22 protein-coding genes and 1 tRNA gene are annotated in these 22751 nt (G+C 63.0%); 14 read left to right on the top strand and 9 right to left on the bottom strand.

Annotation, left to right across the window (positions count from 1 at the left end):
• Positions 1-6: 6 nt before the first annotated feature.
• From AC5RU3_RS11240 to AC5RU3_RS11230, 3 genes are all read left to right on the top strand, one after another.
• The gene (locus tag AC5RU3_RS11240) at positions 7-1020 is read left to right on the top strand and encodes a LacI family DNA-binding transcriptional regulator (protein ID WP_493965556.1); all 1014 of its coding nucleotides are present in this window, start codon (positions 7-9) and stop codon (positions 1018-1020) included.
• Complete coding sequence (locus AC5RU3_RS11235) at positions 1017-2165, top strand: glycerate kinase (protein ID WP_493965555.1); 1149 nt, start codon at positions 1017-1019, stop codon at positions 2163-2165. The genes AC5RU3_RS11240 and AC5RU3_RS11235 overlap by 4 nt, the downstream gene beginning before the upstream one ends.
• 77 nt (positions 2166-2242) lie before the next feature.
• Positions 2243-2704 carry a MarR family winged helix-turn-helix transcriptional regulator gene (locus tag AC5RU3_RS11230; RefSeq protein ID WP_493965554.1) on the top strand — a complete coding sequence of 154 codons (462 nt, stop codon included), beginning with the start codon at positions 2243-2245 and terminating at the stop codon, positions 2702-2704.
• A gap of 9 nt (positions 2705-2713) precedes the next feature.
• Here the strand turns inward: AC5RU3_RS11230 and AC5RU3_RS11225 are convergent, their stop codons facing one another.
• Positions 2714-3394: a FadR/GntR family transcriptional regulator gene (locus AC5RU3_RS11225; RefSeq protein WP_309071240.1), complete on the bottom strand. Its 681-nt coding sequence runs from the start codon at positions 3392-3394 to the stop codon at positions 2714-2716.
• Between the two features lie 76 nt (positions 3395-3470).
• Here AC5RU3_RS11225 and AC5RU3_RS11220 point away from each other — a divergent pair, with 76 nt between their 5' ends.
• From AC5RU3_RS11220 to AC5RU3_RS11210, 3 genes are all read left to right on the top strand, one after another.
• Entirely contained in the window at positions 3471-4697 is a 1227-nt protein-coding gene (locus AC5RU3_RS11220) for an alpha-hydroxy acid oxidase (RefSeq protein WP_309071239.1), read from the top strand.
• Between the two features lie 133 nt (positions 4698-4830).
• The gene (locus AC5RU3_RS11215; protein ID WP_458115800.1) at positions 4831-5154 is read left to right on the top strand and encodes a hypothetical protein; all 324 of its coding nucleotides are present in this window, start codon (positions 4831-4833) and stop codon (positions 5152-5154) included.
• 264 nt (positions 5155-5418) lie between these two features.
• Positions 5419-7578 carry an FG-GAP-like repeat-containing protein gene (locus tag AC5RU3_RS11210; RefSeq protein ID WP_309124038.1) on the top strand — a complete coding sequence of 720 codons (2160 nt, stop codon included), beginning with the start codon at positions 5419-5421 and terminating at the stop codon, positions 7576-7578.
• Positions 7579-7645: 67 nt separating this feature from the next.
• On the opposite strand, the gene AC5RU3_RS11205 is transcribed toward AC5RU3_RS11210, so the two are convergent.
• Positions 7646-7888: a CDGSH iron-sulfur domain-containing protein gene (locus AC5RU3_RS11205; RefSeq protein ID WP_309071236.1), complete on the bottom strand. Its 243-nt coding sequence runs from the start codon at positions 7886-7888 to the stop codon at positions 7646-7648.
• Between the two features lie 204 nt (positions 7889-8092).
• Between AC5RU3_RS11205 and AC5RU3_RS11200 the strand changes: the two genes are divergently transcribed.
• The 3 genes from AC5RU3_RS11200 to AC5RU3_RS11190 are packed head-to-tail and all read left to right on the top strand — an operon-like array spanning position 8093 to position 9977.
• On the top strand, positions 8093-8857 hold the full coding sequence (locus tag AC5RU3_RS11200) for a hypothetical protein (RefSeq protein ID WP_309124039.1): 765 nt from the start codon (positions 8093-8095) through the stop codon (positions 8855-8857).
• On the top strand, positions 8857-9327 hold the full coding sequence (locus tag AC5RU3_RS11195; protein ID WP_309071234.1) for a phage holin family protein: 471 nt from the start codon (positions 8857-8859) through the stop codon (positions 9325-9327). The genes AC5RU3_RS11200 and AC5RU3_RS11195 overlap by 1 nt, the downstream gene beginning before the upstream one ends.
• Positions 9324-9977, top strand: a complete 654-nt coding sequence (locus tag AC5RU3_RS11190) for a DUF3618 domain-containing protein (RefSeq protein WP_309071233.1) — start codon at positions 9324-9326, stop codon at positions 9975-9977. The genes AC5RU3_RS11195 and AC5RU3_RS11190 overlap by 4 nt, the downstream gene beginning before the upstream one ends.
• Positions 9978-10042: 65 nt before the next feature.
• On the opposite strand, the gene AC5RU3_RS11185 is transcribed toward AC5RU3_RS11190, so the two are convergent.
• The gene (locus AC5RU3_RS11185; protein WP_493965553.1) at positions 10043-10495 is read right to left on the bottom strand and encodes a MarR family winged helix-turn-helix transcriptional regulator; all 453 of its coding nucleotides are present in this window, start codon (positions 10493-10495) and stop codon (positions 10043-10045) included.
• 215 nt (positions 10496-10710) lie between these two features.
• A tRNA-Ala gene (locus AC5RU3_RS11180) sits at positions 10711-10783 on the bottom strand.
• 69 nt (positions 10784-10852) lie between these two features.
• Between AC5RU3_RS11180 and AC5RU3_RS11175 the strand changes: the two genes are divergently transcribed.
• Together AC5RU3_RS11175 and AC5RU3_RS11170 are read left to right on the top strand one after the other, a co-directional pair.
• On the top strand, positions 10853-12319 hold the full coding sequence (locus tag AC5RU3_RS11175) for a DHA2 family efflux MFS transporter permease subunit (protein ID WP_493965552.1): 1467 nt from the start codon (positions 10853-10855) through the stop codon (positions 12317-12319).
• Positions 12320-12351: 32 nt separating this feature from the next.
• The gene (locus AC5RU3_RS11170) at positions 12352-13830 is read left to right on the top strand and encodes a S10 family peptidase (protein WP_493965551.1); all 1479 of its coding nucleotides are present in this window, start codon (positions 12352-12354) and stop codon (positions 13828-13830) included.
• Between the two features lie 182 nt (positions 13831-14012).
• Here AC5RU3_RS11170 and AC5RU3_RS11165 read toward each other — a convergent pair whose 3' ends face one another.
• Positions 14013-14513, bottom strand: a complete 501-nt coding sequence (locus AC5RU3_RS11165) for a DUF456 domain-containing protein (RefSeq protein WP_493965550.1) — start codon at positions 14511-14513, stop codon at positions 14013-14015.
• 105 nt (positions 14514-14618) lie between these two features.
• Here AC5RU3_RS11165 and AC5RU3_RS11160 point away from each other — a divergent pair, with 105 nt between their 5' ends.
• Complete coding sequence (locus AC5RU3_RS11160; protein WP_493965549.1) at positions 14619-15524, top strand: YrzE family protein; 906 nt, start codon at positions 14619-14621, stop codon at positions 15522-15524.
• An 89-nt stretch (positions 15525-15613) separates the two neighbouring features.
• Here the strand turns inward: AC5RU3_RS11160 and AC5RU3_RS11155 are convergent, their stop codons facing one another.
• The 4 genes from AC5RU3_RS11155 to AC5RU3_RS11140 form a co-directional block, all read right to left on the bottom strand.
• Entirely contained in the window at positions 15614-16588 is a 975-nt protein-coding gene (locus tag AC5RU3_RS11155) for a glycosyltransferase family 2 protein (protein WP_493965548.1), read from the bottom strand.
• Positions 16585-17613 carry an iron-containing redox enzyme family protein gene (locus tag AC5RU3_RS11150; RefSeq protein WP_493965547.1) on the bottom strand — a complete coding sequence of 343 codons (1029 nt, stop codon included), beginning with the start codon at positions 17611-17613 and terminating at the stop codon, positions 16585-16587. Before AC5RU3_RS11150 ends, AC5RU3_RS11155 begins: the two co-directional genes overlap by 4 nt.
• Positions 17614-17749: 136 nt before the next feature.
• Positions 17750-18631, bottom strand: coding sequence for a manganese catalase (locus tag AC5RU3_RS11145; protein WP_493965546.1), 882 nt, complete (start codon positions 18629-18631; stop codon positions 17750-17752).
• A gap of 342 nt (positions 18632-18973) precedes the next feature.
• Entirely contained in the window at positions 18974-19867 is an 894-nt protein-coding gene (locus tag AC5RU3_RS11140; RefSeq protein ID WP_309071784.1) for an SDR family oxidoreductase, read from the bottom strand.
• Between the two features lie 149 nt (positions 19868-20016).
• On the opposite strand from AC5RU3_RS11140, the gene AC5RU3_RS11135 reads away from it, so the two are divergent.
• Both AC5RU3_RS11135 and AC5RU3_RS11130 read left to right on the top strand, forming a co-directional pair.
• A complete protein-coding gene (locus AC5RU3_RS11135; RefSeq protein WP_309124044.1) occupies positions 20017-20973 on the top strand; it encodes a TIGR03885 family FMN-dependent LLM class oxidoreductase in 957 nt (318 codons plus the stop codon).
• Positions 20973-22646, top strand: a complete 1674-nt coding sequence (locus AC5RU3_RS11130) for an alpha-amylase family protein (RefSeq protein WP_493965545.1) — start codon at positions 20973-20975, stop codon at positions 22644-22646. The genes AC5RU3_RS11135 and AC5RU3_RS11130 overlap by 1 nt, the downstream gene beginning before the upstream one ends.
• Positions 22647-22751 lie beyond the last annotated feature (105 nt).

The raw sequence follows: 22751 nt of genomic DNA, 5'->3' as shown, positions 1-22751 counted from the left end.
AGCCAGGTGGCAGCTGTAACCCTGTCCGGCGTAGCCCGCCACGCCGGAGTTTCCCTGGCCACGGCGTCACGGGTCCTGAACGGCTCGTCGCGCCGCCCGGCGGAGGACATTGCCGAGCGGGTTCGCGCAGCCGCGATTGAGCTCGGCTACGTTCCCAACGCGCAGGCGCAGGCCCTGGCCCGCTCCTCCACAGGCCTGGTCGGCCTGGTGGTTCACGACATTTCCGACCCGTACTTCTCTTCGATCGCCCGCGGGGTCCAGCACGCTGCCCGGAACTACCGGCGCCAGGTGCTGCTCGCCAGCACCGACCCCTCGGAAAGCGCCGAGCACGACGCCGTCAGCGCCTTTGCTTCCCACCGCACCGACGCAATCATCCTGGCCGGTTCGCGACGCGCACACAGTGATCCGGACCTCGAACAGGAGCTTGCCCGCTACCAGCAGAACGGCGGGCGGGTGGTCACCATCGGCGGTCAGCCCGGATCCGGACTCACAGTACCGGTGGGGAATACCGACGGCGCCGCCGCTCTGGTGTCCCGGCTGGTCGCCCTCGGCAACACCCGGTTCGCCATTCTGGCCGGTCCCGGTGAGCTGAACACCGCCCGGGATCGCGTTGCGGGTTTTACTGCCGCGTTGACTGCTGCGGGGCTGGAACCGGTCGCCGTCGTCCGGAGCGGCTTCGACCGTGAGGGCGGCTTCGAAGCCGCCCAGCGCTGCTGGGAGGAGCTCCGGGGTGAGCGGGGGGTGTGCCTGCTCGCGGTCAACGACGTCATGGCGATCGGTGCCATCGCGGGATTACGTGCACTCGGTGTCTCCGTACCGGCGGATGCACTCGTCACGGGCTTCGATGACATTCCCACGCTTCGCGACTACTCCCCCGCCCTCACGACGGTCCATCTGCCGCTCGAGCAGTTGGGTGAAGAGGCCGCGAACCTTGCCCTGAACCCGGATCAGGAGCTTCCTGCTCCCGTCCTGGGCGAGGTTGTTATCCGTGAATCGGCAGGAGCTGGATCGGTATCATGAGGATTTTGGTTGCACCCGACAAGTTCAAGGGAACGCTGACGGGGGCCGAAGCAGCTGAGGCGATGGCCGCCGGCGTCCGCCGCGTCCTGCCGGAGGCTGACATCACCTTGCAGCCCATCGCGGACGGCGGCGAAGGGACGCTGGAGGCCGTGCTGGCGGCGGGTGGAGTCCGGCACGAAACGACCGTCCGCGGACCTCTTGAGGACTCGGTGACTGCACCCTGGGCACTCACCGGTTCTGTTGCGGTTATTGAGACGGCGCGAGCCAGCGGACTGGAGTTCGTCATGCCGACCCCCGGGACAGCGGGCTCAGCCCACTGCTACGGCAGTGGCGAACTCTTGAGCGCTGCACTTGACACCGGCGCCACCGAGGTGGTGCTCGGGGTGGGAGGCTCCGCCATGTCCGACGGTGGGTCCGGGGCCCTGCGCGCGCTCGGCGCGAGAATCCTCGATGCTGAGGGCGTGGAGCTTCCGCTGGGTGGACTCGCCTTGTCGCGGGCGGCCGTGCTTGACCTGTCCGGCCTGGACCCGCGGCTTCAGGACGTTCAACTGCGCATCGCGGTCGACGTGCAAAACCCGCTGTGCGGACCCGATGGCGCCGCCCACATCTTCGGCGCGCAAAAGGGCGCCGACGCGGACCTTCGCGAGGCTCTTGACGCCTCGCTCGCTCATTGGGCCAGGCTCCTCCTGGACACCACGGGCGTAAACGTTCAGCAGCCCGGCGCAGGGGCCGCAGGCGGTTTTCCCTCGGCCTTCCTTGCCTGCGCTAACGCATCGCTTGAGCCCGGCTTCGACCTCGTCGCCGACCTGACCGGACTGAATTCCAAGTTGGCGGCGACAGATCTTGTACTCACGGGAGAGGGTTCGCTTGACGCGCAATCCCAGTTCGGCAAAGCACCTCTTGGCCTGGCCAACCGCGCGCATTCCCGTGGTCTTCCGGTCCTTGCGGTCGCCGGCCGGATCACGCTGTCAGCCCCGGAACTAGCGGCAAACGGCGTTGTACATGCGCGCAGCCTCGCCGATACTGCACCCTCGTTGACAGCCGCAATGAACGACGCCGGACGCTTCACTGCCGACGCGTCTGAATGGGTTCTCAGGGCCCTCCTCTCGAACCAGTCCGGGTTGACAGGCACCTTGCCCGGGTAGCACGGTTGATTCCATACCAATCATAAGTAAGCTGATGATTAGATGGATAAACGGTTCGACAGGGAAGGTGAAAGCGCATGCCCGATCTTTCAGCCTGGTCGACAGGCCGGCTCCTCACAACAGCGGCGCGGCTGGTTGAGCAATCATGGAATCAGCGCCTCGCGGAGCTGGACGTCACGCACGCCGGGTTTACAGCCCTGGCCGTTCTGGCGTCCTACGGCCCGTTACGACAGGCACAGCTTGCTGAGCTGGTGCACGTACAGGCGCAGACCATTGGGAAAACCCTTAACCGGCTAGAGGCCAGGGGTCACATCGAGCGCACCAGAGGAGACGACGACCGGCGCAGTCAGACGGTCCGAATCACAGAGAAGGGCCGGGTGACGCTCGAGAAGGGCCGCGACATCGAGCGCACGCTGGTGTCGGATGAAGCGTTATTGTCTCCGGAACTGCGCTCGCACCTGCGGGCAGCCATTGAGGAACTTGCAGAGCCCCAGCGCCAGGTCCGCGGCCGCACCGGCCTGCACGCCGTTGACGATTAGTAGCCGGGGCTAGAAGCCGGCCTCCGCATAGAACCCCTCGATGTGGCGGGCAACGATCTCAGCGGCGCGGGCGCCGTCGTCGTTCTGGATAGCGGTGTGGATGTCGCGATGCTCGGCCCGCAGGCGTGCAGAGGTTGCCTCCCAGTCGGGGAGGGTGCGCGTGAGCTTCAACGTGTACCCCTCTATGGACTCTCTCAGCGATGACATCATCGCGCCGATCAGTACGTTGCCTGCCGCTTCAGCGACGGCGACATGGAAGAGGGCGTCCAGCCGCAGGAATTCCTTCTCATCCTTCGCGGAGGAGTCCATTGCATCCAGGAGGGCTGCAGCCTCACTCATTGCTGAACTTGCCGGATCGGCATGGGCGGCAGCCCAGGTCTCGAGAAGCAACCGTGTCTCGACGATGTCATTGACCGGAAGATGCGACGTCGCCATGTGCAAACGAAGCGCGGACCCAAGGGCAGCTCCGGGGTTGGCTGTGATCACCGTGCCCGAACCCGGGCCGGAACCGACACCGGCCCGCACTATGCCCATCGCCTCAAGGACACGGATTCCCTCTCGCGCGGACGCCCGTGAGATGCCCAGCTGCTCCGCCACCGTTCGTTCACCCGGGAGTCGATCACCGACCGCCAGCCTGCCGGCGGCGAGCTGATTCTCGAGCCAGGACTGAACAAGCTGATGGGTGCGCATGCGGCAAGTTTAGCTTGCATGGTCAGACCACACCGCGCTACTGTGGTCGGACCACATCTCGACCTGAAGGTTTCTCATGTCCAATACGCCTGAGGCGCTCAAGCGCCGGATCCCCAAAGTTGCTGATCTTGCCCCGCTGATGCAGTTCAAGAAGCCCGAGTTCAGCCAGAGCGCCAGGTTGAGCCGCGCAAACACCATCGGAGACCTGCGGGCCATCGCAAAGCGCCGCACACCCACCGCGCCCTTCGACTACACGGATGGAGCAGCTGAAGCAGAGATCACGCTTCGACGGGCACGCGAAGCGTTCCTGGACATCGAGTTCCGCCCCGGCATCCTGCGGAACGTTGAGAAGGTCGACACCTCGGTGACTGTTCTCGGCAAGGAGTCTGCACTGCCGTTCGGCATCGCACCCACGGGCTTCACCCGCATGATGCAGTCGGAGGGTGAGTATGCCGGTTCACAGGCTGCTGAAGCCGCAGGCATCCCCTACACGCTTTCCACCATGGGCACGGCGTCGATCGAAGACGTGGCCAAGGCGGCACCGACCGGGCGCAACTGGTTCCAGCTGTACCTCTGGACGGACCGGGAACGGTCCATGGAACTCATCGAGCGCGCGGCCGCCGCGGGCAACGACACCCTCATGGTGACCGTGGACACCGCCGTAGCCGGTGCCCGTCTTCGCGATGTTCGCAACGGCATGACCATCCCGCCGGCCCTGACAGTAAAGACGGTCATCGACGCCTCCTACCGCCCCGCATGGTGGTTCAACTTCCTGACTCATGAACCTCTGGCGTTCGCCTCCCTGAACCGCTACTCCGGCACCGTCGCGGATCTCATCAACTCCATGTTCGATCCGACCCTGACCTTCGACGACCTGGACTGGCTCCGTCAGGTCTGGAAGGGCAACCTTGTCGTCAAGGGCATCCAGACCCTCGACGACGCCAGGAAAGTAGTTGACCATGGCGCCGACGGCATCGTCCTCTCCAACCACGGCGGCCGCCAGCTCGACCGCGCACCCATCCCGCTCCGACTCCTTCCCGAGGTCACTGCCGAGCTGAAGGGCAAGACGTCCATCATGCTGGACACCGGGATCATGAGCGGCGGCGACATCGTGGCAGCCCTCGCCCTGGGAGCGGACTTCACGCTGATCGGACGGGCCTACCTGTACGGCCTCATGGCCGGCGGCAGGGCTGGAGTGGATCGCACGATCGGAATCCTGGAGAAAGAAATTACCCGCACCATGCAACTGCTGGGAGTAACTCGGGTAGAGGATCTCACGCCCGACCACGTGCGCTTCCTCTAACCTTTTTCATCGCTCGGCAGCCGCGTCGATTCTTTTGGCGTGGCTGCCGGGCGACAAAAGCTTTCCCGGGGCTTATTATCATGAGAGGAACTCGCGGGGCGCGGGATCCGTGAGACCTGGGGGTCACAATAAAATGAAACGGCGGCGGGTGCATTATCCGTTGAAGTACCGGCGTGCCCGGACAGTTATCTATGCTGTCGCACTGTTCTGGTTGTGGACCTGGCTTGGAAGCGCAGCGTTCATCGCCAGTCTCTTTCACTCCCCCGTACATGCGATCATCGCCATGTACGCGCTGGTGACCTTCATCCTGCTCTCCATTCCCGTCTTCCTGCTGGCCATCGCACAAATGGCTTTGAACCGGCCGGTCATGATGTCGGAGCAGGCCGTCGTCGTACAGCTGGGGTCGCGGCCGGCGACGGTTGTTGAGTCGATGGGGATCGCCCGCAACGCTTCCTGATTTCCCATTCGTAATTGTTGTCCTAATTGCTCTATGCAATTAGAACTTCACGATAATTACGCAATACATTCTTCCTGCGGGGATCTTGAGGAAAAACTGCGGGTCCTTGGACAATCCTTTGTGAATTCCCGGCGATTTTCCGGAGATTGCTAAACCTATACTTGGTGCGGAGCTTTTGAGCGCCGCCTATTCGAGCGGTCGGGCGCTGCCGTCGGGGGACACGGCGGTGCTCGCTCCAATCCACTCGTACCACCAAGGACCTTCATGCTTTCACTTCAGCGTTCCACTGCTGCGCTCACCGGCATCCTGCTCCTGGCGGCAAGCCTCTCGGTCGGCGTGCACCCCGCGGCGGCACAGTCCGCTCAGCCCGCACCTGCTGCAACCCAGGAGGCCGGACAGACCCACCCGACTACAACTGCGCCGGCCGAAACTGCTTCCAATGAGGTCGCACATACGGAGGCTGCGCCGGCCGATCTAAGTGACCTCTTCCCCGGTGGCATTCCGTCCTACCCCGATCACACCTATGAGGGCGGAACATCGCTCGACGGGCACGGACATGACCTGAACACCCACGCACTGGAAGGGGCAGCGATGTCCCCACTCGGCGCCGGGGGAACACTGGCCCGGAGGGGTGACATCAAGGTTCGACTGGTGACCGTCGATCTCGCGGACAGTACAGCACTGGTTCCCGCGGCAGCGGCAAGGACCGCCATCGCGAAATCCAGCGAGTACTGGAAGAGCATGTCCAACGGGCGCCTGACCATGACGGTGGCTACTGAATCGCTGAACTTCAAATCAGCGGCAAAATCGACGGATTCGTATGACCAGATCATGAACAAGGTCACCGCCGAGCAGAAGTGGTCCTACAGCCCTTACACGGCCCTCGTCGTCTTCATCCCCACCCCCCTTAAGGAGGGTTACCTGGGGTACGGCTGGAGCAGCAGTGGCACCAGCGGCCGCATCCTGATGCCCTACACATCGTCGCTGAGCAACTTCACCACCAACGTGGTGACTCACGAGTTCGGCCATGTGCTCGGCCTTATGCACGCTGATTCGCTGCAGTGCACCAGCGGCAGGCCGGACACGGCCAGCTTCGGGACGGACTGCTCAATCCGCCACTACGGTGATACCTCCGACCTGATGGGTATCTCCCGATGGTTCGACACCCCCGCCATCAGCTCGAGCTTCTGGGACTACGGTGCCTTCGGCCGCGGGGACGAGATCCTCAACGTGGGTGTGGCCTCCGGCAGCAAGACGTATACCCTTCGACCCTGGGCTGGCACCAGCGCAAATCGGGCGTTGAAGTTCACCGACCCGAAGAGCGGCGAAATCTACTACCTGGAGCTCAGGGTCCCGGTTGGTTTTGACGCGAATACGGCCACCGCCGGTAACCGTGGCGTGAAAGTTGTTCAGAGCGGCGGCCTTACGCCGGCGTCCTCGGTCCTCCTGATGCCATCCAGCAAGCCGTACACGGGTTACTACGCAACCAACACGGCCTGGCAGGCGGGCAGTGTCTTCACGACCCATGCCGGGACTACGGTCCGAATCAACTCAGTCTCGGATACGGCGGCCTCAGTGACCATCACTGCGACCACACCCGCAGCCGTCAACCCAGCACCAAGCCCCGCTCCCGCCCCAACCCCGGCCCCGGCCCCTGTAGTTGCATCAGCTGGCCGCACGGACATGAACAGAGACGGCAATCCGGACATCGTCGCTCGAGACTCCACCGGCAAGCTGTGGCTTTACCCCACCACGTCTGCAGGAGGATTCAACGGCAGGGTGCAGATCGGATCCGGCTGGGGCGGAATGAACATGATCTTGCAGCCCGGGGATTTCAGCGGAGATGGCATTGCGGACATCCTCGGGAGGGACAGCACCGGCCGGCTCTGGCTTTATGCCGGCACCGGAACGGGCGGCGTGAAGTCCGGAGTACAGATTGGGAACGGATGGGGCGGAATGACCGCCCTCGTGACACCGGGTGACTTTGACGGCGACGGATACCCGGACCTTCTGGCCCGCGGCAGCGACGGACGGCTTTACCTCTACTCAGGCAATGGAAAGGGCGGCTGGCGCAGCCAGGCTCAGATTGGTTCGGGGTGGGGCGGAATGACTGCAATGCTGAGCACCGGCGACTTCAACGGCGACGGCAAGTCTGATCTCCTGGCCCGCGATTCCAGAGGCGGTCTGCATCTGTATCCAGGAAACGGCAGGGGCGGCTTCCTGGCGAAGTCACAGCCCGGAGCAGGTTGGAACGGAATGACAGCCTTCGCCGGCCCGGGACCATGGGGTGCCGATTCCAATGCCGACTTGATCGCCCGCAACAGCAGCGGCGACCTGCTCCTCTACACCGGCAGCGGAACCGGACGCTTCACCGGCTCGCAGAAGATTGGCCAAGGCTGGAACGGAATGTACATCGTGGAGTGATCCGCAAAGGTGATCCAAGAGGTCGCTGACATCGTCTGAGGGCGGGGTCAGCGACCTCTTCGTTTTGCTACTCCTGAATCGCAGGAAGGTCGGGATCGGTGCGGAAGTTGATGAGCTTATGGGAGCCATCGCAGTAGGGCTTGATGGTCGACGCGCCACACCGACACAGCGCCACGGTCTTGCGGCGGCGCGGCACGGGTTCCCCCGCAGGCGTCACGATGGCAACTTCTCCCCTCACCAGCAAAGGCCCATCAGGGCACGCCACAATACTGACGTCGTTGTTCCTCGGTGATGATGCTGGCGAAGTCATGGTGTCTCCCTGGTTTTCCTTGCCGCGGCCCTAGTCGCTTCACCGATAAGGATACTAAGCTGGCTGTCCATACAGGACTCGGCGAGCTTGTCGGTTATGCGGAGAGTTTTCGTCGCGGTCTTGTGATCATATGCTAAGCATGCTTATTGTGTAGATGCGATGACTTACTTCCCAGGAGTCCTCCACATCAATAAAGGAGTCATTATGAGCACAACGAACTGGTCAGAAGACCCGCTGGTCACCTCAACGCCGGGCACACAGGGCTACTCGTCCTCGGGACAGTCCACTACGTCTGCTGCGAAGGATGAGGCCAAGGATGTAGGGCGGCAGGGCGTGGACGCAGCCAAGGGCGTTGCACAGACCGCAGGGTCAGAAGCAAAGAATGTTGCCCACGAGGCCGGCTCCCAGGCCAAGAACCTCGTTGGTCAGCTTGGGTCGGACCTCAAGAGCCAGGCCGGCACGCAGCAGCAGCGCGTTACGGACGGGCTCCGGTCCCTCACCGACGAGCTCAAGTCCATGGCTGACAAGTCTGAAGGTGGCACCGCGCAGCAGCTCGTCCAGCAGGTCGCCCAGCGTACCGACAGCGCAGCATCCTGGCTCGAAGGCCGCGATCCCGGATCGCTGCTCGATGAGGTTACCGGCTTCGCCCGCCGTCGCCCTGGTGCGTTCCTGCTGATTGCGGCCGGAGCCGGGCTCCTCGCCGGCCGTCTCACGCGCGGTCTGGCCGGAGGATCGGACTCGAGCGGTTCGCCCTCAACCGGTGGGCCCTCCGGCACGGTTGGCGGCGGACAGCATGTCGCCACCTATCCGCCGGTTCCGGACGAGTACGGTACGGATTTGCCAGCGTACGGCGCCGGCATCGATACCCCGCCGGTAGCTCCCCCGACCACGACGCCGACCGTCACCCCCACCACTCCGTTCACCGAGCCGGGCGTGACCGGCCCTGAATCAGGGAGGGACTTCCGCTAATGACTGAACAACACCTCCACGGCTCGCACGCGGCTGGATCGCATGCAGCACAACCGCCACCGCCTTCGGACGGCGATAGAGGTTCGGACGCATCCCTCGGGCAACTGCTCGGAGAGGTCACCCGTGACCTCTCAACCCTGATGCGTCAGGAGCTCGAACTTGCAAAAGCTGAGCTGCGCGAGTCCGGAACCCGTGCCGGTAAGGGCGCAGGTATGTTCGGTGGCGCAGCCGTCGCCGGGCACTTCGTACTTCTTTTCCTTTCCCTCGCGCTGATGTGGGGCCTTGCAGCGATTGACTTCCTCAATCTCGGCTGGGCATCCGTGATCGTTGCACTGATCTGGGGCATCATCGCCGCAGTTCTCGCACTCAAGGGCAAGAAAGAGATGAAGTCGATCAAGGGCATGCCGCAGACCGCTGAGACAGCCAAGGAAATTCCGCCTACGTTGAAACCAGGAGAGCACACGCCATGAACCAGACACCTGATGAAATCCGCGCGGACATCGAACGCACCCGTCGCGAGCTAGGGAACGACGTCGACGCCGTGGCCGACAAGGTCAGCCCGTCGAACATCGCCCATCGCCAGACCGACAAGGTCAAGAACGCCCTTGGCAACGTCAAGGAGAGCGTGATGGGCTCGGCACAGTCGGCCAAAGACAGCGTGATGGGGTCGGCACACGACGCCACCCACTCTGCCAAGGGCAGCGCGCAAGGCGCGTCGCAGACCGTGAAGGACAAGGCCCATAGCGCAGGCGATGCGCTCCACGACGCACCCCAGCGGGTCACCTCGAAGACGCAGGGAAATCCCCTCGCGGCCGGGCTGATCGCATTCGGTGCCGGGCTCCTCGCGGCGTCGCTCATTCCGGCGAGCCAGAAGGAAAAGGAAGCGGCTCAGGCCGTGAAGGAAAAGGCACAACCCCTCGTGTCCGAGGTCACCGACGCAGCCAAGGACGTAGCCCAGGGCTTGAAAGAGCCGGCCCAGGAGGCGGTGGATTCCGTCAAGCAGAGTGCTACGGAGTCGGTAAACACCGTGAAGGAAGAGGGCACCAGCGCGGCATCTGACGTCAAGGACCGCGCGCAGGACGCCAAGTCCAACGTTCAGAGCAGTTCGAACACCCCATAACGGCATACATCAAACCGCCGGTGCTGCGCATTTCATGGTGCAGCACCGGCGGTTCTGTTTTGCCCCTAATTCTGTTGATCAGAGCCACGGGCGCGACCACGGCGGGGAGCCGTTAGATCATTGATCAGGTTTTGCAGCAAGGGCCGCAACTGAGGTGATGCGCGGTGAAGCGCCAGCATGAATTCGCGCTCATGCCGTTCAGCCTCGGAGAGCCGTGATGCGCCGAGATCAGTCAGACTCACTACTGATGTTCGACGGTCACTCTCACTGCTCTGCCGAGCCACCAGCCCCTGCTGCTGAAGACGTGCCAGCGTACGACCAACAGTCTGCGCGGTGACGTGCAGCTGTTCGGCCAACTCCACCTGTGAAAGGGGACCATGCGCTTCGATCGCACGGAGCGTGATGAAGGCAGCGTGCGTAATGCCAAGAGAGAGAAGACGCTCATTCCAGGCATTCTCAGTCAGTCGAGCAGCGGTGGTCAGGAGCCTTTCTGTGGTCCATGAATCGATGTCCGACATCTCTGCCTCTTCCCAACGTGGTCCGGATTGGGGATTTGTAGCCGGCTGCTCCACGGATAATTCTCTTGTACCACTCTTTGAAAGTGAACGTGTATCGAACCCCGGGTATGCCCGAAAAATGGGTGCAAAGAAACGCGAGAGAGAGACTCTTGAGGTTGCTTGTTACTTGCAGTAGACGGGTTCACCCGTCGTGCCCACGCGTGAAAGGCGAAAAGTGGAGCCTAGGGGAATCGAACCCCTGACCTTTTCATTGCGAACGAAACGCTCTACCAACTGAGCTAAGGCCCCGCAGCAACCAAGATACCCCAGCACCTGGGCGGAGAACCAAATGTCAGCGCCCGGCTGTACCCTCAAACCATGCAATCCTCCGCCCCCGACATCCGGGAGTGGCCGGCGCTCTGGTCGCTCGTCATCGGGTTCTTCATGATCCTGGTTGACTCGACCATCGTGTCCGTCGCTACCCCGGCCATCATGCAGGGGCTGCAGGCTGACATTGACAGTGCCATCTGGGTGACCAGCGCCTATCTTCTCGCCTATGCCGTTCCGCTGCTGATCACGGGCCGCTTGGGTGACCGATTCGGGCCACGTCGCGTCTATCTGGCCGGTCTTGCCGTTTTCACGGCATCCAGCGCCCTGTGTGGTTTTGCCGGCACCATTGAGCTTCTGATCATCGCCCGTGTCCTTCAGGGACTCGGTGCGGCGCTGATGACCCCACAGACCATGTCGGTCATCACCCGAATCTTTCCGCCGGACCGGCGTGGGTCGGCAATGGGGCTGTGGGGTTCCGTAGCGGGCATTGCCACCCTCGTCGGACCAATCCTGGGCGGAATTCTCGTGGATTCGCTCGGCTGGGAGTGGATCTTTTTCGTCAACGTGCCGGTCGGCGTCGTCGGACTGGTGCTTGCCTACCGGCTGGTACCGGAACTGACCACCACAAGTCACTCGTTCGATCTCCTCGGCGTGGTGCTCAGCGCAGCCGGGATGTTCTGCCTCGTGTTCGGGCTACAGGAGAGTCAGAGTTATAACTGGGGACCTATCGTCGGTCCCATCTCGGTATGGTCCCTGATTATCACAGGCGCCGTACTGTTCACGGCCTTCCTTGTCTGGCAGCGTTTCAACCGCAAGGAACCGCTCGTCCCGCTCAAGCTTTTCCGGGACCGCAACTTCTCGCTCGCGAATACGGCGATCTCCGCGATGGGCTTCACGGTCACCACCATGAGTCTCCCGCTCATGCTCTATGCGCAGAACGTCCGCAATCTGTCGCCCACCGAGGCCGCGATGCTCCTGACTCCCATGGCCGTCATTTCCGGTGTCCTGGCGCCGTTCGTCGGCAAACTCGTGCAGCGAGGCAACCCGAAGTACATGGCCATTTTCGGATTCTCCGGTATGGCCACAGCACTCTTCTGGTTGGCGTCGCTGCTCACACCGGACACTCCTATCTGGCAACTGCTCCTGCCCCTCGCACTGATCGGTCTCGCGAGCGCAGGAGTTTGGGCTCCGGTCTCGCTGACAGCCACCCGAAACCTTGCACCGTCGCTCGCCGGTGCGGGTTCCGGTGTCTACAACACCACGCGGCAGGTGGGAGCCGTCATTGGCAGCGCAGGGATTGCTGCGATCATGCAGGCACGCCTGATAGCCAACGGTGCGGTGGACGCTCCGGAGCGCGCCGGTGAGTACGCGGCGGCCATGGGGCAGTCGCTGTTGCTGCCCGCATGCGTTGTCGTGGTCGGATTGATCGCTGCCCTGTTCTTCGCCCGGCCCGAACAGCGTCAGCCATGGAACGCCGACGTTCAGCCCGCGGTCCGCACCTCGAGACAGGGGTAGTTGCCTGCTACAACCACCGCTAGGCTCAGGGTATGGCTGAAGAATTCGCAACTGAAGACACCACTGCCGAGAAGACTGAACCGGCCGCAGTAAAAGAGGTCAGCGACGACTTCGTGACGCGGCAGCACACCGCACCGTCAGGGCTTGCCTACACCACAACCACCGGCAGGCTCGTCCTGCGACGGGAAGAAACCAAAGACGGCAAATCCGAGGGGTTCAAACCCAAGGCGGAGATCTTCGTGGTCGCCTACACCCAGGACAACGGCGCCTCGAGCAGGCCCGTCACCTTCGCGTTCAACGGCGGCCCGGGTTCGTCCTCGGTGTGGCTGCACCTCGGCCTCCTTGGACCGCGCCGGGTGGACTCGGGAGACGTCGGCGCCATGACTCCCCCGCCGTTCGGCCTGGTCGACAATCCGGAGACCCTCCTCGAACACAGCGATCTCGTTCTGATCGACCCGGTCAGCACCGGATTCTCAAGGGTCATTGAGGGCGAGAAAACCGACGAGTTCCACGCCTTTGTCGAGGACCGGGACCTGGTCGCCGAGGTCATCCGCCTGTGGACCACGCGCAACAACCGGTGGCTCTCGCCCAAATACCTGGTCGGCGAGTCCTATGGAACGCTCCGCGCGGTCGCTGTAGCGGGCCGACTGTTCGACGCTTACGGGATGACCGTCAACGGTCTGGGGCTCATCTCGACCGTACTCAACATGTCGACCCTCCGGTTCTTCCCCGGCAGCGACACCCCGTACGCCCTGCACCTGCCAACCTATGCGGCGATTGCGCACTATCACGGCCACCATCCCGGTCGCGAGCTCTACGACGTCGTCCGTGAAGCGGAAGAATTCGCCTCGCGTGACTTCGGCTATGCACTGACCCAGGGCAATCGACTCACGCAAAGCGAGTACGACGACGTCGTGACCCGCCTCAGTGCCCTCACCACCCTGGGCGAGGACTTCATCCGCCGAACCAACCTGCGCTGGGCCTATCACGAGTTCGCTGCTGAGTTGCTGCGGGCTGAAGGACTGGTGGTGGGCCGGATCGATGGGCGCTTCACCGCTCCGCCGGCCAACCTTCAGTCCTCAAGTTCGACGGACGACCCAAGCATGCGGGCCATCACCGGGCCATTCGCAGCAGCGATCAACCACTATGTACGCGCCGAACTCGGATACGAGAACGATCTCCCCTATGAGATTCTTACCGCGCGTGTGCAGCCGTGGAGTTACCGGACATTCGAAGGTGCACCAGTTGACGTGAGCGATGTGCTTGAGCGGCTCATGGTGCATAACCCGGCCCTACGGGTTCACGTTGATTATGGCTACCAGGACGGTGCCACACCGCACTTCGCGGCGGAGTATGTGTTCGCGCATATGAATCTCCGGGAAGAGGCACGGGCGCGGATTTCGCATCACTACCACGAGGCCGGACACATGATGTATCTCAAGCCGGAGTGCAGGCTCGCCCAGCTCGAAGCCCTCAGGCTATTCGTCGCGGACCGGTCGACATCCGAATAGTCAGTGTGCTTACTATGGAGGCTCACTCCACGAAAGGCGCACAAGATGCTGAAGAAGATCCTATGGATGCTCGCTCCGGTTATTGCCTCGAAACTGCTCGGTAAGCGCCAGCAGGGCCGGACCACCAGGTACTCGCGTGGAAAGACCCGCGGCTACAGGCGGTAGCAGGGCAAGTGGGCGGGTCAGCGCGTGGAGAAATGCGCCCAGACGGCGAGAACCCATGCGCTGCCCGCCGCGCAGGCCAGCAGAAGCTCGACCAGGATGCCCACGCCCATGGCTTTGAGTGCCGCTCCGCTCGACGACACGGCAGACCGAAAGTCATGAAGACGGGCAGTCTCGCTCAACAGTAGGCCCACAACAAAGCCGACGATCAAGCCCACCACAGGGATGATGAACATGGCCACCACGCCAAGCACGAGCCCGATTGTGATGGATCGTCCCGGTATCTTCCGCTGACGCAGTTTGCGCCCCGTCAGTATGGTCCCCGCGAGAAGACCCGCCACCGCGCAGGTTCCGCCGATCGCAAGGGCGGTCCAACCGGAAGCGCTCGTCACAGTAAGCGCCCACACCAGCAGCGACACAACGATGAGGATGCTGCCGGGCAGGATCGGAATCACCACTCCGGTCACGCCAACCGCTATGGCCAAGCCGCAAATAACAGTTATCAGAATCTCCCAGTCCATGCTCCTAAGCATGCCATCGGCCGGTGTGGCGCCCTTGTACACGCCACACCGAAATACTAAGGTTGCTTATTAAGTTGCCTTAGGGCCCTGAAATCAGGAGACATCATGAGTACACCAGGAACAGGGAACAACGACCGGGACTATCGCCCCAAGCATGCGGATGATTCCCTGACACCGGATGTAGGCGGATCCAGCCGCGCCGATGCACGCCGATCCCAACCGGAGACCCGCGCAATGAACGTCGACCACGACAATGACGGCGTTGACGACCGCGACGAGCGGACCGCTGCAGTACCGGTGTCCTCCAGTAGGGATTCCTATAATCAGGACCGTCGCCCGCGGAAGCTGGATCCGGATGATCGGGACTACGACCGCGACTATGACGGCAGCCGTGACGGCAACAACGCCGTTGCGCCGGTTCCTGTCGGGGCGGAAAGGGATGCGCTCCATCAGCGCGAAAAGGAGACTTTCGGCGGCATGAAGTTCGGTGCCGCGTTCTTCGGTTGGCTCACCGCTACAGGCATGGCGGTCATCCTCACCGCCCTGGTCGCGGCCGCCGGTGCTGCCTTCGGCCTGTCGACGAACACGAACCTGAACGAAGCAACCAACCAGGCATCCCAGAACCCGCAGACCGTGGGGATAACAAGCGCGATCATCCTGCTGGTCATCCTGTTGGTGGCCTACTACTGCGGAGGGTATGTCGCCGGACGCATGGCACGGTTCAACGGAGCCAAGCAGGGCGTCGCCGTCTGGCTCTGGGCAATCATCATCGCTGTGCTGGTCGCAGTTCTGGGCCTCATTTTCGGCTCTCAGTTTGACGTCCTCGCCAACCTGAACAGCTTCCCCCGCCTTCCGCTGAACGAAGGCACACTGACCACTGCCGGCATCATCGCCGTCGTAGTGGCCCTGCTTGCCGCGTTGGCGGGTGCCGTACTCGGCGGACTGGCCGGCATGCGGTACCACCGGAAGATCGACCGTACCGACTACAACGAGATCGACAACAACGCCTAGGTCGGTCCGGCTGCTTCGAGAACTGGCGCAGGTTTGGCTATCCCGGAAGCCCGGGAACCAGCCAATCCTGTGCCAGTTCTTTGTTATAGCTACGGCACAACGCGGACGTGTGCATACTTCCGACGCAGCGCCCGTGGAGAATTTCCCGCATTCGGCAGTCGTGAGCCCGCGTAGGGGACGCCACCGGCCAACCGCATGCCGAGCGCGGCCCAGACGGTAAGCATTCGCTCAGCCACCCATGCAGGCGCCCACAGCGCAGCCGTTGGCGGGAACACCGCCCTGCCGCCCCGCCGTCGTCGTCCTCGTTCCGCCACACCGACGACGACGGCGGCGGCAGGCAAGCAGGCCACCGCGCCGAAGCGGCGCACCAGCAGGATCAATGCGGGAAGCAGCGACAACTCCAGAAGCAGCCGGAGCGGCTGGGCGAAGTCGTCGTACGCCTGCCGCACCCGTTGGCGGCCGAAGTGACCCGTTTCCGGCGGAATCCGGCCGACAAAGAGATCATCGGCCCGTATTTCCGTCCCACCTAATGCTCGAACCGTGCGGAGCAGCTCCAGGTTCTCAAAGAGGACGTCACCGTCATAGCCGCCGCTCGCATCCATGACCGAGCGGCGGACAGCCAGGGTACCCGGAAAGTCGGAACCAAAGGCGCGGTTCAACAGCGTTCGACCGGTGTCCCAGCGGGCATGCCAGGGCCAGGACAGGAAGTGGTTCTGAGGGCGGACCACGTGCCCCTCGTCGAGTAGGTCCACCAGGCGGCGGAACCCGCGCTCGGCATAACGGACGTCGTCGTCGGCAATGACTACCCGCTCGCAGGAGGCCTCCGCCAGGCCGGTGAGGACGCCTGCCACCTTGCCGTTGCGGCAGGAATGGCGTGGGCGGAGATGGCGGACGGATCCAGGGAGAGCAGCGGCGTGACGGGCGAACACCTCATCCGGAGAGCCATCGACAACAATCACCTCGGCCCACTGCACCACCTCGTCGAGGTACGCTGCGAGCGCTTCAATGCCACAGTCCTCGGTCCAGCGCAGCGGCAGGATGTATGTGGCCGCAGGTGGAGTCATGCTCGTGCTGGCGCGGTGGTCCGCAGGGACGACTCACCTTTCTCCCAGGCGGCCATGATGTGTTCACCGAGCATGCCGTCCAGCGTCAACGCTGCAGCGGCACCGAAGTACACGTCTTCCAGCAGCTCCGGCTCTGCTTCGACCAGCCCGCCGGCCAGGTCCCGTCCGGCAATCTGCTCATGAACAGCGTCGGCCTCGACATGCTCGTCGAAATACCAGGTGACGTCCTCCTCGAAGCCAAGACGACGGAAACCGTTCCCGTAGAGACGGTTCGGCTGGGATGAGGTCATCTCGTACGCCGCGAGGTGGCCCACGATGGCGCCGCGAAGGCGGCGGTTCAGCCCGAACATCGACATCATGTTGGTCGAAGCAAGCGTCAGGGCAGGGACTGCGTCGACGTAGCACCCGTAACTGTCCTCGAGGTCCAGGCCTCGCATAGTGCGCGCAAAAAGGGCCGAGTGCATACGATCCTGGCGTCCTCCCCCGTATTCGTCAGCCTGGATCTCAACCATGGCCGCTTTGGCCCTGCCGCTCAGGCGGGGAATGGCCCAGGTATGCGGGTCAGCTTCCTTCAGCTGATAGATGGACTTGTGAATCAGGAATTCCCGGGCCTGTTCCAGCGAGGCCTTCTTCGCGACGAACCGAGAGACGCTCGGTCCAGTGTCGGCAGCGGCCAGCTCGAACAGCACTGCCGCCACGCCGTCGCTGTCCCGCGGTTCCAATGAGGGAAGTTCGACGACGTCACGCAGGGCAGCTTCAAAGGTCCGCTCGATTTTACGGCGGATCGAGATCAGTCCCGGCTCCCACTCCCATTCGGCATGCGCTACGTCGATACCGCTGTAGTGCAGCTCATACAGACAGAAAAGCGTCAGCTGCAGATCATCATCTGCAAGGATTCCGGTGGTCTGGCCGAGCGCGTCCTGCACCGCGAGGGCCAATGCATCAATGCTCTCGCTGTTCGGTGCCTGTGGCAGCAGTTCCAGCAGAGCCGTGCTCGCAGCCCCGCGTGCTTCAGGAATCCTCATGACAAACCTTCCTACCGGTGGGCCGACGTCGTCGTCCCCATCCATCACATAGTACTAAGCCCTCTGTCTATCAGGGCGTAACCCGGAAACAGCCCGCTGCTTCAGCAAGCAGCGGGCTGTTCGAGAGAGGGTCAAACTACTCCTTATGGAGCTTGTCCTGCACGGCACCGGCCATCTTCTCCATGGCGTTTGGCAGCTCGGTTGTCCCGTAGAAACGCGAGTCCGGATGCGTGGGCGGCGGCATGGGAGCCGAGGTGGTCGGACCCTCGTGATACGAGAACTCGCCGTGCCCGTCCGGGGTGGGCCCGGAAGCCCATGAACCTTCGGATGCGGCTTTTCCGTCCGAGAAGTTGAGGTACTGGTAGGACACGCTGCGCTCTTCCTTCTTGAGAGGGAAGTTGCTCGGCACCGGGAAGTTCTCCGCCCCTTCTTCCTGCAGCTCGCAGGCTGCGGCCATCCACTGGTTCTGATGCATCGTGTCCCTCGCGAGGAGGAAGGAAAGCATGTCCCGTACGCCGTGGTCGTCGGTCATGTGATAGAGCCGGGCCACCTGCAGCCGCCCCTGCATCTCCGCGTTCGCGTTGGCTGTGAAGTCCGCCAGCAGGTTGCCGCTGGCAGTGATGTAGCTGCCCTGCCAGGGGTTGCCCATGCTGTCGACGGGACGTGCACCCGCGCCGGCAACGATGGCCTGCTGCATGTCCGTCCCACCAACGACGGCGGCAATCGCCGGGTCTGACTGGACCGCGTCTTCGGTGATGCCGAGAGGCGCCTTTTCAAGCAGCTGCGCGATCATGGTCGCGAGCATTTCGACGTGGCCGAATTCTTCGGCACCGATACCGAAGAGCAGGTCACGGTACTTTCCGGGTATGTGGGTGTTCCAGGCCTGGAAGCTGTACTGCATGGCAACGGTGATTTCACCGTATTGCCCGCCCAGTACTTCCTGCAGCTTGCGCGCGTAAACGGCATCCGGCTTATCGGGAGTCGCTTTGAATTGCAGTTCCTGTTTGTGGAAAAACACGGGGTTACCTCCGCAATCGATGGCTCCTGCACTGAACGGCCAACTCATCTGTACGGCTGGAGGACAGGAGCCCGGGTTCTTCGACGCTAACCCGCGGTCCCGACCCAAGGGAAGTGATAAGCTTACTTATTTTCCTGTGAATCAGCTCCAAGAAAATTCCAAGGTGCGGCCCCGATAGTTAAGGGGCAGGACAGAGGCGGGCGAGACCACCGGCTCCTCCTGCTGGCACTGGTTACCAGAGCCCCCCCGAGCGGGACCGCCTCGTTTCCCCGACTGAGGCGGCCCCGCCCGGGAACACTCAGCAAACCGTTCCCCGAACGCTAATTCGTCACCGCAGGCGAGTTACGGCGTCGGGCTTCCGCCGTTAACGTTCAGCGTCTCGCCGAGCACGTAACTGGATTCAGGCGAGGCGAGGAAAACATATGCCGGCGCCAGTTCCGTGGGCTGCCCCGCGCGGCCCAGGGGCGTGTCCTTCCCGAACTCCGGCAGTGCATCCTTCGGCTGGCCGTCGGAAACCTGGAGCGGCGTCCAGAAAGGGCCGGGCGCTACCGCGTTCACACGGATTCCGCGAGGCGCCAACTGCTGGGCCAGGCCTTTCGTGAAGTTGTTGATTGCCGCCTTGGTGCTCGCGTAATCCAGCAGCGTCGGGGACGGGTTGTACGCCTGGATGGATGTGGTGTTGATGATGCTCGATCCAGCAGGCAGGTGCTGCAGCGCTTCGCGCGTGATGCGGAAGAACGAGTAGATGTTGGTCTTGAACGTGTGGTCGAGCTGCTCATCGTCCAGGTCCTCAAGCCGCTCCACCGCGATCTGCTTGCCGGCGTTGTTGACGAGGATGTCGAGGCCGCCCAGGCCCTCGACCGCCTGCGCCACCAACTGCTTGCAGAACTCGCCGTCCTTGATGTCGCCCGGCAGCTTCACGGCCTTGCGCCCGCACTCTTCGATCAGGCGGACAATTTCATCAGCGTCGGCCTCCTCCTCGGGCAGATAGGAAAGTGCGACGTCGGCGCCTTCCCTGGCGTAGGCGATCGCCACTGCCGCTCCGATCCCGGAATCAGCACCCGTCACCAGGGCCTTCCGCCCCTCGAGGCGACCGGTGCCCCGGTACGATTCTTCACCGCGGTCAGCCTGCGGGTTCAGGTCACGGTCCAGGCCGGGTTCCGGCTGGTCCTGCTTGGGCGGCGAGATCTCCGGAAAGCGGGTGACAGGGTTCTGGAAGGTGTACTGGTCGCTCATGCGTTCCTCCTGGTACGTGGAAGTTTGGGTAGCACCCTTGAGGGCCATTGGCAGTACGGATAGGCTCGAACAACAATTGCTAAGCCTACTGATCACACTAGGACGGACCGGCTCGCCCATTCAAGAGCCCTCCACGGAAAGGCCAGCGCATGCCCCTCATCGGTTTCCACGCTTCCCACGAACAGATCGCGCCGGGACAGCTCCTTGCAGATGTACAGATGGCGGAACAGGCAGGGTTCGATGCCGCGATGTGCTCGGACCATTTCGAGCCATGGTCCGCGGTTCAGGGGCACTCCGGTTTCGCCTGGTCCTGGCTGGGAGCTGCTCTTGCCACCACGGGGTTGCGCTTCGGCGTCGTCACCGCCCCCGGCCAGCGTTACCACCCCGCGATCATCGCGCAGGCCAGCGCAACCCTGGCAAGTATGTTCCCCGGCCGGTTCTGGGCTGCCCTCGGCAGCGGCGAGAACTTGAACGAGCACATCACCGGTGACCCGTGGCCGGCAAAGGCCGAGCGCCAGCAGCGCATCGAGGAGTGCATCGACATCATCCGGCGGCTGCACGACGGCGAGGAGGTCACCCATCGCGGTCTGGTCACCGTTGAGCAGGCCCGCGTGTGGGACGCACCGGAGGTCAAGCCTCCCCTGATCGCTCCGGCGGTTAGCGTGGAAACGGCTGCCCGGAGCGCCCGTTGGGCCGACGGCCTGGTCACAGTGAACCAGCCGCACGAGAAACTCACCGAGATGATCAATGCCTACCGGGAGAACGGTGGACAGGGCAAGCTGATCCTGCAGGTCCACCTGTCATGGGCACCCACGGAGGAGGAAGCCGTGAAGATCGCCCGGTCCCAGTGGGCGTCGAACTGTGTGACTCCTCCGACCACCTGGGACCTGGCTCGCCCGTCTGACTTCGAGGAAGCCACCAGGGACCTTACCGAGGACAAGCTCAGGGAAACTGTACAAATTTCGCCTGACCTGGCTGTCCATGCACAGCGCCTACGGGAGTTCGCGGACCTCGGGTTCGACGAGCTCTACCTCCACTTCGTGGGTACGGAGCAGAAACCGTTCATCGAGGCCTTCGCCGAACACGTGTTGCCCGAGGTGCGCTGATGCGCATCACCGACACCTCGGACCTGTGGTGGAAGAACGCCGTTATCTACTGCCTCAACATTGAGACTTTCTGCGATTCCAACGGTGACGGGGTCGGTGACTTTGCCGGCGCAGCCCAACGGCTGGACTATCTGGCGGAACTCGGGGTGACGTGCGTGTGGCTGATGCCGTTCTACCCCTCGCCCCAGCGAGACGACGGTTACGACATCGTCGACTTCTACGGAGTGGACGAACGGCTGGGGTCGCTGGGTGATTTCGTCGAGTTTGTCCGTACGGCGAAAGACCGTGGAATGCGGGTGATCGCCGACCTGGTGGTGAATCACACGTCGGATCAGCATCCGTGGTTCAAGCAGGCGCGGTCCTCGAAGGACAATCCCTTCCGGGATTTCTATGTCTGGCGTTCTGATGCACCGCCGGACACGTCGGCGGAGGTTGTCTTTCCCGACAAGGAAAACTCGATCTGGAGCAAGGACGAGGAAAGCGGCGAGTGGTACCTGCACCGGTTCTACTCCCATCAACCGGACCTGAACGTGGCCAACCCCCAGGTACGCGACGAGATAGCAAAGGCCATCGGCTTCTGGATGCAGCTCGGACTTTCCGGATTCCGCGTCGATGCCGTGCCGTTCTTCCTGGAAATGCAGGGGCAGGACAACCAGACCGGCGACCCGCATGATTACCTGCGGGACCTCCGCCGGTTCCTCTCACGCCGGTCCGGTGATGCGGTCCTCCTCGGCGAAGTGAACCTGCCGTATGAGCAGCAGGTTGCGTTCTTCGGATCCGCGGCCGATGAGCTCAATATGCAGTTCGACTTCGTCACCATGCAGCAGATGTACCTGTCACTGGCGCGCGGAGATGCGAGACCGCTCGCACGCACTATCACGGACCGCCCGTCCATCGATGGGGATTCCCAGTGGGCGACCTTCGTCCGCAACCATGACGAGCTGACCCTCGACAAACTGCTGGACTCGGAACGCCAGGAAGTGTTCGAGGCCTTCGGGCCCGAGGAGAGCATGCAGATCTACGGGCGCGGATTGAAGCGACGGCTCCCCCCGATGCTCGGGGGAGACCAGCAACGCCTCCGCATGGTGTATTCGTTGTTGTTCTCGCTGCCCGGCACCCCTGTCCTGTTCTATGGGGAGGAGATCGGCATGGGCGAGAACCTCGAAGCCGAAGGACGGATGGCCGTGCGCACCCCGATGCAGTGGACGCATGAGGAGAGCGCAGGTTTTTCTGCCGCCCCTCCGGATCGGCTGGTCGCCCCGCTGGTGCAGGGCGAGTACGGACAGGCCAAGATCAACGTCGTGGACGCACGCCGCGACCCCGAGTCATTGCTGGCTTTCATTGGAACTCTCATCCGCCGCTACCGCGAGTGCCCCGAGCTGGGATGGGGGACCTTCTCCCTCATAGACACCCCGAGTCCCTCTGTCTTTGCTCACCGCTGCGACTGGGAGGACCATTCGCTCTTCCTGTTTCACAACTTCTCAGACCAACCGGCAGAAGTTTCGGTCACGCTGAAGGAGAGCGATGTTCCCGAGGGCGGCGGGATCCTGACAGACCTGCTGGAGAACTCGATGACGGACATCGCCGTGGGCGACAAATTGAAGGTCAAGCTGCCCGGCTACGGATACCGCTGGATGCGCATTCAACTGCCCGACGCGGGGAGGCTCTGGTAGTGCCGGGCTGGAAGTAGCTGCCGGAGCTAGAAGATGGTGGCGAAAAAGCCTGCTCCGATGGACGCCACCATCGCGATGACGATGAGCCAGACAATAGGGGCGCGG

Source organism: Arthrobacter sp. MDB1-55 (assembly GCF_059092925.1).
The sequence above is the reverse complement of the archived record's forward strand: the minus strand, read 5'-3'. Positions and strand labels throughout refer to the sequence as shown.